Source organism: Arthrobacter tecti, assembly GCF_054511355.1.
This window is the reverse complement of the sequence record NZ_JBTNCT010000003.1, coordinates 207,145-221,188: the sequence shown is the minus strand read 5'-3', so window position 1 is coordinate 221,188 and position 14,044 is coordinate 207,145. Positions and strand designations below refer to the sequence as shown.

General features: G+C 64.3%; 9 protein-coding genes and 1 tRNA gene. 7 read left to right on the top strand and 3 right to left on the bottom strand.

Annotated elements, in window-relative coordinates; all coding sequences use genetic code 11:
• Window positions 1–5: 5 nt before the first annotated feature.
• From ACX80C_RS05745 to ACX80C_RS05725, 5 genes are all read left to right on the top strand, one after another.
• Window positions 6–2,321 (top strand): transglycosylase domain-containing protein, encoded by a 2,316-nt coding sequence (locus tag ACX80C_RS05745; protein WP_459325321.1) that lies wholly within the window; start codon window positions 6–8, stop codon window positions 2,319–2,321.
• Window positions 2,321–3,259 carry a metallophosphoesterase gene (locus ACX80C_RS05740; RefSeq protein WP_459325481.1) on the top strand — a complete coding sequence of 313 codons (939 nt, stop codon included), beginning with the start codon at window positions 2,321–2,323 and terminating at the stop codon, window positions 3,257–3,259. The genes ACX80C_RS05745 and ACX80C_RS05740 overlap by 1 nt, the downstream gene beginning before the upstream one ends.
• A 116-nt stretch (window positions 3,260–3,375) precedes the next feature.
• The gene (locus ACX80C_RS05735; protein ID WP_459325320.1) at window positions 3,376–5,202 is read left to right on the top strand and encodes an ABC transporter ATP-binding protein; all 1,827 of its coding nucleotides are present in this window, start codon (window positions 3,376–3,378) and stop codon (window positions 5,200–5,202) included.
• Window positions 5,203–5,288: 86 nt separating this feature from the next.
• On the top strand, window positions 5,289–7,058 hold the full coding sequence (locus ACX80C_RS05730) for an ABC transporter ATP-binding protein (protein ID WP_459325480.1): 1,770 nt from the start codon (window positions 5,289–5,291) through the stop codon (window positions 7,056–7,058).
• 67 nt (window positions 7,059–7,125) lie between these two features.
• A tRNA-Pro gene (locus ACX80C_RS05725) sits at window positions 7,126–7,202 on the top strand.
• Between the two features lie 118 nt (window positions 7,203–7,320).
• Here ACX80C_RS05725 and ACX80C_RS05720 read toward each other — a convergent pair.
• The 3 genes from ACX80C_RS05720 to purD form a co-directional block, all read right to left on the bottom strand.
• Window positions 7,321–8,907, bottom strand: a complete 1,587-nt coding sequence (locus ACX80C_RS05720) for an FG-GAP-like repeat-containing protein (RefSeq protein WP_459325319.1) — start codon at window positions 8,905–8,907, stop codon at window positions 7,321–7,323.
• A 115-nt stretch (window positions 8,908–9,022) separates the two neighbouring features.
• Complete coding sequence (locus ACX80C_RS05715; protein ID WP_459325318.1) at window positions 9,023–9,892, bottom strand: phosphoribosylaminoimidazolesuccinocarboxamide synthase; 870 nt, start codon at window positions 9,890–9,892, stop codon at window positions 9,023–9,025.
• Window positions 9,892–11,175 (bottom strand): phosphoribosylamine--glycine ligase, encoded by a 1,284-nt coding sequence (gene purD / locus ACX80C_RS05710; RefSeq protein ID WP_459325317.1) that lies wholly within the window; start codon window positions 11,173–11,175, stop codon window positions 9,892–9,894. The genes ACX80C_RS05715 and purD overlap by 1 nt, the downstream gene beginning before the upstream one ends.
• Window positions 11,176–11,277: 102 nt before the next feature.
• On the opposite strand from purD, the gene ACX80C_RS05705 reads away from it, so the two are divergent.
• Window positions 11,278–12,873 carry a molybdopterin-dependent oxidoreductase gene (locus tag ACX80C_RS05705; RefSeq protein WP_459325316.1) on the top strand — a complete coding sequence of 532 codons (1,596 nt, stop codon included), beginning with the start codon at window positions 11,278–11,280 and terminating at the stop codon, window positions 12,871–12,873.
• A 166-nt stretch (window positions 12,874–13,039) separates the two neighbouring features.
• Complete coding sequence (locus ACX80C_RS05700; RefSeq protein WP_459325315.1) at window positions 13,040–14,044, top strand: asparaginase; 1,005 nt, start codon at window positions 13,040–13,042, stop codon at window positions 14,042–14,044.

Genomic DNA, 14,044 nt, shown 5'->3' with positions numbered 1-14,044 from the left:
AGTACATGGCTGCTCGTAAATCACCTTTCTTTGACACGGCAACCACCCTGGGGAAGATCATTGCATTTCTTGGAATCAGTGGATTGAGCGGGGTGCTTGCTGCCGGACTTCTGGTGCCCGTGGCGGCAGCAGCAGGTACCGGCGCCTCCGCTTCCATCCAGTTCTTCGAAGATCTCCCAGCTGAGCTTGAGCGCGGTGCGCTCGCCCAGCCCTCTACAATCGTCGCTTCGGACGGCTCCAAGATAGCTACCCTCTATGAGGAGAACCGCCAGCCGATCACGCTGGATCAGGTATCCGAGAACATGACCGATGCGCTGCTTGCCATCGAGGATGATGAGTTCTACAAGCACGGTGGCGTCGATTTACAGGGCATCATCAGTGCCGCACTGAGCAATCTCAGCAGCGACACAACCCGCGGCGCGTCCACCATCACCCAGCAGTACGTCAACAACGTACTGATCGACGGCGGCGACGTTGACCTGCGCCTCCAGAAGACCATGGGGGACAAGCTCCGCGAGGCAAAGCTGGCCATCGCCGTGGAGAAGGAACTGAGCAAGGATGAGATCCTCGCCGGTTACCTGAACATTGTGCCGTTCACCGGCAACACCTTCGGTGTGCAGGCTGCCTCCAAGTACTTCTTCAACGTTGAGGCCAAAGACCTGAACATTCAGCAATCTGCGCTTCTTGCCGCAGTGGTCAACGGCCCCACCCTGTACAGCCCGGAAACAAACCCAGAGCTCGCTCTCCAGCGCCGTAACCTTGTTATTTCCCGGATGCTTGAAACCGGGAGAATCACCAAGGAAGAGCACGACGCCGCGATCGCCACCGATCTCGGGCTGACAATCACGCCAGTGCTCAACGGCTGTGTTGGCGCTGAACAGGCACCGTACTTCTGCGACTACGTCACGCACCTGATCCTCAACGACCCTGCGTACGGGGAAACCCGTGAGGACCGGGAGGAACTCCTTTACCGTGGCGGCTTGACCATCAAGACCACTCTGGATTCGAAGGCCCAGGCTGCCGCCGAGACCGCCATCAACGAAACCGCGAACCCTGATACCACTGACCCAGCCGTAGGGCACTCCATGGTGAGCCTGAAACCCGGAGCAGGCGACATACTTGTGATGGCGCAGAACACCCGTTTCATGCCGGGAACCGAACCAGGCAACTCTGTTCAGAACTTCAACGTGGATCAGTATGCGGGCGGCGACCCGAATAAGCCGTTGGGCGGCCTGGGTGGCTTCCAACCTGCATCGGCCTTCAAACCGTTCACTGTCGCAGCGTGGCTGGAGGATGGTCGCGCACTCAACACGGTTGTCGATGGCAGCAAGAAGGTCTACCCACGCGGAACCCGCTGGGAAGCAAGCTGCATGGAGAAGGGCTACTGGGAATACCTCGGTGAAGATCCCTACACAGTCCAGAACTACGGCGACATTAACTACGGCAACTACACAGTGCTCGAGGGCCTCGCGCAGTCCTACAACACCATCACGATGGAGACCGCAAAGCAGATTGATTTGTGCAAGCCGTTCGAGCTCGCATTCAAGATGGGCATCCACGACGGCAAGGCCAGCGAAGGAGAACTTGGTCGCCTCCAGATAGTTCCGTCAGCGCTGATCGGCGGTGCAAGCGACGTTTCGCCGATGTCCATGGCTACGGCATATTCAACGCTTGCGGCGGAGGGGCTCAAGTGCGAGCCACGTGCGCTTATCGAAGTCACGGCAGTAGACGGGACCACCTATCCCGTCCCACCACAATCCTGCGAGCAGGTAATTCCCAAGGAGCTTGCCCGCGGCGTCAACTACGCTACACAAGCAGTGATGGACCAAGGGTCCGGACGCTTTCTCGAGTACGGCGACGTTCCAATGGCCGGTAAGACCGGAACGAATGAGAACCGCTCGCAAACCTGGTTCATGGGCTACAACTCCGGCATGGCTACTGCAACCTGGCTCGGCAACTGGAAAGCTGGCAACGGCACGCTGAGCGAGTTGCAAATAGGTGGTCGAGTCTATGAGGAGATCGACGGTTCCTTCGTGGCAGCTCCCTCTTGGGAGCGCTATATGCAGCAGATTCAGGGTCTCTACCCTGCTGAACCGTTCGCTGACCCGCCTTCCAATATGGTCAACGCACCTCGCCCGTTCCAGTTCGACCGCCCGGCAAATAACGGTGGTGGAAACAACGGTGGTGGGAACAACGGTGGCGGCAACGACGACGGCAACAATAACGGCGGAGACACCCGCCCTGTCACTCCCCCGGACAACAACGGGAACGGAAACGGTAATGGCGGCGATAACGGTGGCGGCAACGGGGACGACGACTGATCGTGGGAGTCTCCAGGAATGACGCCCGCGCCGGCGCCGCGATAACACTCGGTCTCACCGCGGCGGCCGGCGTTGCCACCTTCGGCTACGCAGCCTTCGTTGAGCGCAACCTCTTCGGTCTACGCCGTGAATCCCTGGCGATCCTCCCGCCAGGAAGCCGGACACTGAGGATCCTGCACCTGTCGGACATCCACATGGTGCCCCGGCAGGCCGCGAAGACCAAGTGGCTGCAAGGACTGGCAGAACTGGAACCTGACCTGGTAGTCAACACCGGCGACAACCTCAGCCATCCAAAGGCAGTCGGACCGCTGCTCGCCGCTCTGGAACCACTCCTTGATTTTCCGGGTGTCTTCGTCCCAGGCTCCAACGACTACTACGCGCCCCGGATACAGAGCCCGTTCAAGTACTTCGGCGGACCGTCCCTGCACAAGGGAACCAAACCGCCCAAGGAACTGCCGTGGAAGCCGATGTTCGCCCGCTTCGGATCAGCAGGGTGGATTGACCTCACCAACCGGTCACAGTCCATCGCCCTGAAAGGCCTTCGCCTCGACTTCAGCGGCGTTGACGATCCACATCTGGACCGGGACAGGTTCGCCGGGTTCCCCTCGGGCAGCAGCACGGCGAGCGAGGCACCCCACCTTCGGGTCGGCGTCGCGCACGCCCCCTACCAGCGCGTTCTGGACACCTTCACCGACGGCGGCGCCGATCTGATGCTGGCCGGCCACACCCACGGCGGCCAGGTCTGCATCCCGGGTTACGGAGCATTGATCAGCAACTGCGACCTCCCCACGTGGCGTGCGCGGGGACTGACCCAGTGGGAACACAACGGTGGAAGCGTCCCACTGAACGTCTCCGCCGGAATCGGAACATCCCGGTTCGCTCCGGTCCGTTTCGCCTGCCCGCCGGAAGCAGTACTTCTCACCCTCACCGCACGCTGACAACACACGTCATCATGTGCAGCGTTGCACGCGTCACACCCCTGCTGGCATAAGATAGTTGCTGGGGGACACGAACACTTCGGCTACCCCATACCTTTGACTGCCAAGAGAAGAGCATGCCGACGCAAACAACGCTGTGGGAATCCCTCAGCCGCCTCTATCCGCATCTGAAACCGATCCTGCTGCGGTTGATCCTCGGGTTGTTCGCCGCCCTCGGAGCAAGCCTGATGGCGCTCGCCATCCCGCAGGTATTCCGCGTCCTGGTCAATGACGCCCTGGCCGTTGGGCAGGCGACATCCACTGTCTGGATTGCGTCCGGCGTCGTACTCCTCCTGGGCATCCTTGAGGCGACCTTCGTTGCCCTGCGGCGCTTCCTTGTCATCGCTCCCGCGACCACCGTCGAGACGACGCTGCGCACCTCGTTCTACCGGCACCTTCAGAACCTGGCCGTGGCGTTCCACGATCGCTGGGGCAGCGGTCAGCTTCTCTCGCGCGCAATGACGGACCTCAACCTCATGCGCAGATGGATGGCGTTCGGCGCAATCATGCTGGTGGTGGACGGGCTCACCATCACGATCGGCGTATCCATCATGTTCTTCATGAGCTGGCCGCTCGCGCTCATCTTCCTGGCAGCTGCGGTCCCGGTAATGATTTACGGGTTCCGCTTCCGCACCACCTACAGCCGGGTCTCCCGCAAGAGCCAGGACCAGGCCGGCGACCTCGCCACCACCGTCGAGGAATCAGTGCACGGCATCCGGGTGCTGAAGGCGTTCGGCCGGAGCCGTGAGGCTCTGGACTCCTTCAATGACCAAGCCGAGGAACTCCGCCAGACCGAGATCCACAAAGCACACAGCCTCGCCCGGTTCTCCCTCGTGGTCACGCTGCTGCCCGAACTCGCCCTCGGTGCATCCCTGGTCACCGGAATCCTCCTCGCTGTGAACGGGGATGTGACCATCGGTGGGCTGGTGGCCTTCTTCGCCACCGCAGGCGTTGTCACTGCGAGGGTCGAATTCATCGGCCCCCTGCTCGCGATGACTTTCACCGCCAAGACCGCGATCGATCGGCACTACGAGGTGATGGACTCGGAAAACACCATCACCGATCCGGCCGAGCCAAGCACGCTGCGCCAACCTCACGGCGTCGTCACGTTCGAAGACGTCCACTTCCGCTACCCGGACGCCGAGGAGACTGCAGCGGACGTGCTGAACGGCATCGACCTCACCCTGCGGGCCGGTGAGACCATGGCCCTGGTCGGCGTGACCGGCTGCGGCAAGAGCACCCTGTTGAACCTCGTGCCTCGAATCTACGAGGTCACCGGCGGCGCAATCCGCATTGACGGCGTCGATCTCCGCGACTTCACGCTGGAAGAACTCCGCAGCCACGTGTCAGTGGCCTTCGAGGACACCATTCTCTTCTCCAACTCCGTGCGGGACAACGTTTTGATGGGCGCGGATCCAGAGAACGACGCCGACGCCGACGCCGTCATGAACGAAGCCCTCGACATTGCCCAGGCCCACTTCGTCTACTCGCTTCCCGAGGGCGTGGACACCCTGATCGGCGAAGAGGGTCTCAGCCTGTCCGGCGGCCAGCGCCAGCGCGTGGCCCTCGCCCGCGCAATTGCAGCGAAGCCCAGGGTCCTTGTGCTCGATGACCCGCTGTCCGCACTCGACGTGCGCACCGAGGAACTCGTCGAGGAACGGCTCCGCGAAGTCCTGCAGGAGACCACCACGCTGATCGTCGCCCACCGCCCGTCAACGGTGGCGCTGGCGGACCGGGTGGCGCTCATGGAGAACGGCCGGATTGTCGACGTCGGCACCCACACCGAGCTCCTGGCACGCAACACGCACTACCGCTACGTGATCGCGAGCCTCACCGAAGAGCCGGTGGACCTGGACACTGAGCTGGAAGAACTCGAGCACGACGACGAGGAGGCACGCGCGTGAGCACCTCACCCGAGCGCGACAAACAGAACAGCCAGGCGCCGCCGTCGTCCGGTATCTCCTCCGGTGTGCATAACGAAGACGAGGTGATGCTGAACCGGGCGCAGAACAAGTCGGTGCGCTCAAGATCGCTCAAGCTGCTCGGCTCGCTGATCCGACCCAACCGCAGGCAGTTCATCTGGACGGCCATACTGGTAGTCACCTCGCAGATTGCCCGTGTAGCGGGGCCGGCGATCATCGCCTTCGGAATCGACCACGCCTTGCCGGCACTGCTGGAAGGCGACTCAACAGAACTCTGGATCACGGGCATCACGTACCTGGTGGCGGCGATACTGGCCGCCACTCTCACGGCGGGTTATGTGCGGGCCGCGGCGAAGCTCAGCCAGGAGATGCTGCTGGACCTGCGGCTGCGGGTTTTCCGCCATACCCAGCGCCTGAGCCTCGAATTCCACGAGAAATACACCTCCGGCAGGATCATTTCGCGGCAGACCTCCGACCTTGAGGCGCTGCGCGAACTGCTCGATTCCGGAGTCAGCTCGCTCGCCTCCGGTGTCATGTACATGGCGTTCGTGGCGGTCACCATCTTTGTACTGGACTGGCCCACCGGCCTGCTCATCCTCGTTGCAGCCATCCCCATGACGTTCCTGGCCCGCTGGTACCAGAAGCATTCGCAGGTTGCATACCGCTCCTCCCGGGTGGTTTCAGCGCGGCTGATTGTCCACTTCATCGAGACGATGACCGGCATCCGCGCCGTGAAGGCTTTCCGCCGCGAGAAGGTCAACGCCGAACGCTATGAGGAGCTGGCAGAGGACTACCGCCGTGTCACGGTTCGTTCCATCAACCTCAACGGCGTCTTCCAGCCGGGGCTGGTGCTGATCGGCAACACGACCGTCGCGCTGGTTCTCCTCGTCGGCGGTTTCCGGGTTCTTGGGGGTTCGCTGGAAGTCGGAGCGCTCCTGGCACTCCTCCTCTACAGCAAGCGCTTCTTCCAGCCGGTGGACCAGATGGCCATGTTCTACAACTCCTTCCAGTCGGCGTCTGCGGCCCTGGAAAAGGTCTCCGGCCTGCTGGAGGAGGTTCCGACGGTCCGTCCGCCGAAGACCCCGGTACCACTGCAGGATGCCAAGGGCAGGATCGAGTTCGACGGCGTCGAGTTCCGTTACGGCGACGGGCCGGTCATTCTTCCGCGCATGGACCTGGCCATTCCGGCGGGGCAGACGGTTGCCCTCGTTGGGCAGACGGGCGCCGGTAAGTCCACGCTCGCGAAGGTGATTGCGCGCTTCTACGATGTGTCCGAAGGCAGTGTCACCCTCGATGACATCGACCTTCGGGAGGTGGCGCCACGCGACCTGCGCCGCGCCGTCGTCATGGTCACACAGGAGGCCTTCCTCTTCAGCGGGAGCGTTGCGGACAACATCGCGCTGGGTAAGCCCGAGGCGAGCCGCGAGGAAATCGTGGCGGCAGCCCAGGCAGTCGGCGCGCATGAGTTCATCGAAGCCCTTCCCGACAGCTACGACACTGACGTGAACAAGCGTGGCGGCAGGGTTTCCGCCGGGCAGCGGCAGCTCATCAGCTTCGCCCGCGCGTTCCTTGCCGACCCTGCGGTGCTGATTCTCGACGAAGCGACGTCGTCTCTCGACATTCCGAGCGAGCGGCTGGTCCAGCAGGGACTGCAGAAGCTGCTGGGCAACCGGACGGCACTCATCATCGCGCACCGGTTGTCAACGGTGGAAATCGCGGACCGCGTCCTCGTGGTGCACGACGGCACTGTCGTGGAGGACGGGACACCTGCCGAGCTCATCAGCGGCAGCGGCCGCTTCGCCACGCTGCATGCGGCCTGGCAGGAGTCGCTGGTCTAGTTCGTCAGGGGCGGGATTCTCCGTTATCCTTGAGAGGTTGCTTTCGCGGTCGTTTAGACAGCGTGAGCGGGGTGTGGCGCAGCTTGGTAGCGCGCGTCGTTCGGGACGACGAGGTCGCAGGTTCAAATCCTGTCACCCCGACCATTGAAAAGGTGTCCACGGAATGTGGGCACCTTTTTCGTCCCCGCCTGCGAACTTTCGTGCACGTCGCGTGACTTCCCGAGGCTGGAAGTCGCGTGAGGTGCACGAAAATTGGAGCAGATCAGAAGATTGCATCGATGGTCCACCACCCGCCCCCGAGGTACACGCGTGGGAGCAAACCGCCGCGACCGTTCCCGGGATACAGCCACAGACTCCCGCCGCTGTCCCGCGCAACCACATCGGCCGTGCGGTCGCCGTTGAAGTCCCCCGGCGCCGCAATGGAGTACGGCTTCCAGCCGCCGCCCACCAGGAAGCGGGGCAACCAGCCGCCGCGCCCGTTGCCGGGGTAGAGCCACATGGACCCCGTGGCGTCCTCACGCGCCAGGATGTCGGCCGTTCCGTCGCCGTTGAAATCGCCTGGGCCAATCATGGTGTAGGGGTTCCAGCCCCCACCCACCCTGACTCGTGGAAACCAGCCGCCGGCGCCGTTGCCCGGGTAGAGCCAAAGGACACCGTTGGCTCTCTCGCGGGCAAGGAGGTCTGCCCGCTGGTCGCCGTTGAAGTCACCGGGGGCGACGATGGTGTACGGTTCCCAACCGCCGCCCGCCCAGGCCCGAGCGGAATGCCCGCCCTTGCCTGTGCCGCGGTAGAGCCACAAGTTTCCGTTACCTATGGCGTCGCGTACCAGGATGTCCCCGGCGCCGTCGCTGTTGAGGTCGCCGGGGGTGTGAAGCGTGTTGTAGATCGCCCAACCACGCCCTATGAAGGCGCCCTGCAGCAAGGATCCCCTGCCTGTTCCGGCGTAGTTGCGCAGGTCTCCGTTGGCGCGCGCACGGGCAAGGAGGTCGTGATTCCAATCACCGTTGAAGTCCATCGACGGTCCTGACAGGGTCGACGCCGGGATGGCCAGAGGCGTGAACGCATACGGGTCGCAGGTCCTGTTATAGTCCCGCGTGTCGTCATACCACTGCGAGATGTACACGCGTCCGCCCGAAAAGCTTGGCTGGGTGCAGCGGTCCAGCGCCTCGTTCGGGTAGTCCAGGCGTCCCGCCGTGGCCCACACCGGCACCCCGGGAAGCCGCCAGGAGCCGGTGATCTCCTGCCACCCCGCGGTGTAGGAGTAGAAGCCATAGGAAAAGCCGGCGTCCCGCAGGCCCCTCATAAGCCCCTCTATCACCCAACGGTTCTCGCGCTCGCGCTGGGCAGTACCGGTTGGCCAGGGCTGTGCCGGCCTCGGCTCCACGTCGATCCAGACCACCGGCGGCCGGAATCCGATCCGGTTCATGCTGGCAACGGCAAACCGCGCCTCGGAATAGCCCACGTTGGACAACTGCCCAGCGCGGGTGCTGGAGGACCACGGCCCCTGGGACCGGTAGGTGGAGAGCTGCGCCGCCGTGGGGAAGGTCGCCATCGCATAACCGTGGGATGGCTTGCCGTTGGTTCGCGCCCAGGTCACCTGGCTGGCAAGACACGGGTTCTCCGTGAACGCCAGCCCCTTGGTCAGGCCGATAATGATGAACTGCGACGACGGCGGCGGCATCGGCAGCCCAAACCCACCCTGCGTGGACGGGCACTGCGGCCAGGACACATCGTGGCCGAACAGTGGCGCCGCCTGGGCGGGCGGGGCGTTGGAGGGCGCCAATCCAAGAACCAGCGCCAGAGACGTGAACAGCGCCACCACAAAGCGCCGTGCTGATCGGGACATCATGTGAACCACCTGCCAGGTAAAAGTACCGCGGCAGGTGTTCCAGTCACGGTTCCCCAGCACTCACATTTTACTCCCGGCGCGCGAAACGGGCGCCGAAATCAAGGGTGCAAATTGGTTACGAAAAGGCCTTACCCGTGAGGCGCTCGAACGCCTCGGTGTACCGTGCCCGGGTCTTCTCCACAACCTCGGCCGGCAGCGCGGGGGGCTCAGAGACGCGGTCCCACCCGGCGTCGTCGGATGTCAGCCAGTCCCGCACAAACTGCTTGTCGAAGGACGCCTGCGCCTGCCCCGGCGAATACAGGGCAGCGTCCCAGAAACGGGAGGAATCCGGAGTCAGGACCTCATCCCCCAGCGTGACCTCACCCGTGGAGGACATGCCGAACTCCACCTTCGTGTCCGCGAGGATGATTCCCCGGTCACGGGCAATGGTCTCCGCCCGCGAGTAGATGTCCAGCGTCAAAGACCGCAGCTTCGCCGCAAGGTCATCGCCCACCATCATGACGACGGCGTCGTAGGTGATGTTCTCGTCGTGCTCCCCCACCTCGGCCTTCGCGGACGGCGTGAAGATCGGCTTCTCCAGCCGGGAACCATCAACCAGCCCGGGAGGCAGCGGCAGAGAGCACACGGTTTGAGAGTCCCGGTACTCCGCCAGCCCGGAGCCGGTCAGGTAGCCGCGCGCAATGCACTCCACCGGGTACATCTCGAGCCGCCGGCAGATCATCGCCCGCCCGGCAACCTCCGCCGGGACATCTGTTGAAAGGACATGATTCGGCACGCCGGACAACTGCTCGAACCACCACAGGCTCAGCTGCGTCAGCACCCGCCCCTTGTCCGGAATCTCGGAGGACAGCACGTAGTCATAGGCGCTGATGCGGTCGCTCGCCACCACCAGCACGCGGTCATCAGCACCCGATTCCGGCTCATAGAGGTCCCGGACCTTGCCCGAGTAGAGGTGCCGCCACCCTGCGATTTCCTGCGCCGCCATCAGAGACCTTCCGCCACAACAACATCACCGCGTGCAGCCTTGGCCGCGATGTCCGTCCGGCATTGGCCACCGTCGAGCTTGAGGCGGCCGACGCCGTCGTACGCTTTCTTCCGCGCCTGGGCCAGGTCCTCACCAAGCCCGACGACGGCGAGCACCCGCCCGCCTGCCGACACCACCGTGCCGTCGCCGGCGAGCGCTGTCCCGGCGTGCAGCACGTGCACGCCAGCAAGCTCCTCCACCTCGTCCAGCCCGCCGATCGGATCACCGGTCCGTGGAGCGTCGGGATAGTTCGCGGAGGCCAGTACGACGGCGACGGCCGCCTGGGACGACCAGTGCAGGTTATCGACGGTCCCCAGTTCGCCCTTGGCCGCCGCGAGGAGCACTCCCCCGAGTGGGGTCTTCAGCCGGGCGAGGACCGCCTGGGTTTCGGGGTCGCCGAAGCGGGCGTTGAATTCGATGACGCGCAGGCCGCGCGATGTCAGCGCCAGCCCACAGTAGAGGACACCCGTGAACGGCGTGCCGCGACGGGCCATTTCGTCGATGGTCGGCTGCGCCACGCGCTCGATGACTTCATCAACCAGGCCCGTGGGCACCCACTCAAGCGGGGAATACGCACCCATGCCACCGGTATTGGGGCCCTCGTCGTTGTCGAAAATGCGCTTGAAATCCTGGGCTGGGGCAAGCGGCACCACCGTGGAACCGTCCGAGAGGACAAACAGGGAGACTTCCGGTCCGTCGAGGAATTCCTCGATCACCACAGAACCGCCGGCGTCGAAACACGCCTGCGCGTGCAGAAGCGCCGCGTTCCGGTCGGGGGTGACCACCACGCCCTTGCCTGCAGCAAGGCCGTCGTCCTTCACAACGTACGGTGCGCCGAACGAGTCCAGCGCCTCGGCGGCCTCCTCAGGGGTCTGCGCGACCTTTGCCATCGCCGTCGGGACTCCAGCCGCAGCCATGACCTGCTTGGCGAAGGCCTTGGATGCCTCCAGTTGGGCAGCCGCGCGGGTGGGCCCGAAGACCGGAACTCCGGCGTCGATCAGCGCGTCCGCAACTCCGGCGGCCAGCGGTGCCTCAGGACCCACAACCACCAGGTCCGCACCGAGCCGGGTAGCCAGCTCGGTCACGGCGGCGGGACTATTCGCGTCGATCTGGTGCGTAGGGACCACCTGGGCGATGCCCGCGTTACCCGGCGCGGCATGCACTTCGCGAACGAAGGGATCAGTCAGGAGTGCTCGGACAATGGCGTGTTCGCGGCCTCCGGGGCCAATCACAAGAACCTTCACAGTACTTCAGGGTACTGGCTCGGTACTGCGCGAACTACTGCACGGGGCTACTGTGAAGTAGCACTCACCAATACCCGCCGCGCCTCTCTCCGAATCAACAGTATGAAAGCCGTTCGAAAGTCCAGCCGCAGGGCATCCAGTTTCGCCATGCTCGCCGGTGTCCTCGCCGCGGGCCTGGTGCTCGGCGTCGCGGAACTTGCCGGGTCCTTCTTCTCCACCCGTTCGGCCCCGCTGATTGCCCTGGGCTCAACCTTTATCGACTTCACGCCTGCCTGGCTGAAGGACTTCGCGATCGACACGTTCGGCACCAATGACAAGCTCGCGCTCTTCATCGGCATGGCCGTCACTATCGTGGTCCTCGCCGCCGTCCTGGGCTACCTGGCGTGGCGCCGCTGGATCCTCGGCGTCGCGGGCGTCCTGTTCATGGGCGCGGTGATGGTTGCCGCCGTCGTGTCCCGTGCCGGAGCGTCACCGCTCGACGCCGTGCCCTCGGTGATCGGCACGCTCGCCGGACTGGCAGCCCTCCGCTGGATGATCATCAAGCTCCACGCGGCCGCGCCCGCTGCAGCCCAAGCAGACGACGACGGCGTCTACAGCGCCGGCGAACCGTCGTCTGAGCGGGCCAAGACCGGCACCAGCAGGCGCGCGTTCTTCGCTGCAGCCGGGGTGATCGCCGTCGTCGCCGGTGCAACCGCCGCCGGAGGCGCCGTAATCAGCGCTGCCCGCAATACCGTCAACGCCGCCCGCCGGCAGCTCAGCTTCCCGGACCCGGTGGATACTGCCAAGCCTGTGCCGGAGGGCGTGGACGTAGCGGTGGAGGGCGTGGATCCCTGGCTGACTCCCAATCCGGACTTCTACCGGATCGATACGGCGCTGCAGGTGCCGACCATCGACGTCGATACCTGGGAACTGCGGATCCACGGCATGGTTGAGGAAGAGATCCGGATGAACTTCCAGGACCTGCTGGACTCCGAACTGATCGAACGGCACATCACCCTGACCTGCGTGTCCAATCCCATCGGCGGGGATCTTGTCGGCAACGCGAAGTGGCTCGGGTACCCGATTCGCAAACTGCTGGAACGGGCACGGCCCACCGAGGGCGCAGACATGGTTCTGTCCACCAGTACTGACGGCTTCAGCGCCTCCACTCCCCTGCCGATCCTGCAGGATGAACGGGACGCCATCTTCGCAATCGCCATGAATGACGAACCGCTTCCCCTTGAACACGGCTATCCGGTACGCATGGTGGTGCCCGGTCTCTACGGTTACGTCTCGGCGACCAAGTGGGTGGTTGACCTTGAGGTGACCCGTTTCGCTGACGCCACTGCCTACTGGACGGACCGCGGCTGGTCCGAGAAGGGCCCGATCAAGACACAGTCCCGCGTCGAGGTCCCCAAGCCGTTCGCGAACGTCGCCGCCGGAACGTACCGCGCGGGCGGAACGGCGTGGGCGCAGAACCGTGGCATCGACAAGGTCGAAGTGCAGATCGACGACGGACCGTGGGAGGAAGCCACACTCGCGGCAGAGTACACCGTCGACACCTGGCGGCAGTGGACACACGAAGTGCAGTTGGAGCCCGGCTCACACCGCATCCGGTCGCGTGCCTATGACCCTGACGGCGTGCAGGTTGAGGAGCGCACCGACACCGTGCCGAATGGTGCTTCCGGTTGGCACAGCGTCCAGTTCTCGGCGGAATAGCGTTTCCGTCAGACCCACAAACTTGTGCCCGCCGGATGGCCGTTCTCTTCGGTGGGCACAAGCTACACCCCAACTCATCCACCGGGCGCCCACGACCGGTTCCGCGCCGAAAACACGTTCCCAGCGCCCGGTCGATGGCGGTGAAGTAATGCGCAATACTGGAAACATGCCCTCCACCTTCACCTCATCGAGCGCTGTGGACCTCGCGGTCCTGGAGCGCAACGGTTTCATCGAGTCGCGCCACGTAGGTTCAGCCGTGGTGCTGGCGGCAGACGGCTCGACGGTGACCGCCCTGGGCGATGTCGAAACACCGATCTTCCCGCGCTCCACCCTCAAGCCTTTCCAGGCGCTGGCTTCCATGCAGGCCGGCGTACCGTTGCGCGGCGCGCAGGTGGCCCTCGCCGCTGCGAGCCACGTGGGCAGCCAGGAACACATGGACGTTGTCCGCACCATGCTCAGCTCAGCGGGCGTCACCGAGGAAGATCTCCAGTGCCCGCCGGACTGGCCGCAGGACGAGGAGGCCCGCAACTGGCTCGTCCGCAATGACAAGGGCCGCCGCCGTCTGGCCTTCAACTGCTCCGGGAAGCACGCGGCATTTCTGTGGGCCTGCACCGAGAACTCGTGGGACCACCACACCTACCTTGACCGGGACCATCCCATACAGCAGCTCATCGCCTCGGTGATCGAGGAGTACACGGAGGAAACCGTTCAGCACTGGGCCGTGGACGGTTGCGGCGCGCCGCTTAGCGCGGTTTCACTCACGGGACTTGCACGCGGAATCGGCAAGATCGCAAAGGCGCCGGGTGACAAGAACGCCGACGCCCGGGCAGCAACCGTCGCCACAGCGATGCTCGATTACCCGTGGGCCGTTCATGGCCGCGGCCGGGAGAATTCCGTGGTCATGGAGGATCTCGGAATCCTTTCGAAGAACGGCGCCGAGGGCGTGCTCGTAATGGCAACCCCCACGGGTGTGTCCATGGCGTTGAAGGTCCTCGACGGGAACATCCGCGCCACCTCCCTGGTTGGCCTGACGCTGCTCGCTGCTACCGGCGCGATCGACGCCGAATCCGTGGCTCCAGTGCTGGAGAAGATCGTCCAGCCGGTGCTCGGCGGCGGCGTCCCGGTGGGCAAGCTTCGCCTTGCCGCACCCGTGATGGCTCTCCTGGACTGA

Bases quoted from the DNA above. Each gene is read 5' to 3' on its own strand.
- ACX80C_RS05745 (WP_459325321.1), top strand. From the start codon at position 6: ATGGCTGCTCGTAAATCACCTTTCTTTGACACGGCAACCACCCTGGGG.
- ACX80C_RS05735 (WP_459325320.1), top strand. From the start codon at position 3,376: ATGCCGACGCAAACAACGCTGTGGGAATCCCTCAGCCGCCTCTATCCG.
- ACX80C_RS05730 (WP_459325480.1), top strand. From the start codon at position 5,289: ATGCTGAACCGGGCGCAGAACAAGTCGGTGCGCTCAAGATCGCTCAAG.
- ACX80C_RS05720 (WP_459325319.1), bottom strand. From the start codon at position 8,907: ATGATGTCCCGATCAGCACGGCGCTTTGTGGTGGCGCTGTTCACGTCT.
- ACX80C_RS05715 (WP_459325318.1), bottom strand. From the start codon at position 9,892: ATGGCGGCGCAGGAAATCGCAGGGTGGCGGCACCTCTACTCGGGCAAG.
- ACX80C_RS05705 (WP_459325316.1), top strand. From the start codon at position 11,278: ATGAAAGCCGTTCGAAAGTCCAGCCGCAGGGCATCCAGTTTCGCCATG.
- ACX80C_RS05700 (WP_459325315.1), top strand. From the start codon at position 13,040: ATGCCCTCCACCTTCACCTCATCGAGCGCTGTGGACCTCGCGGTCCTG.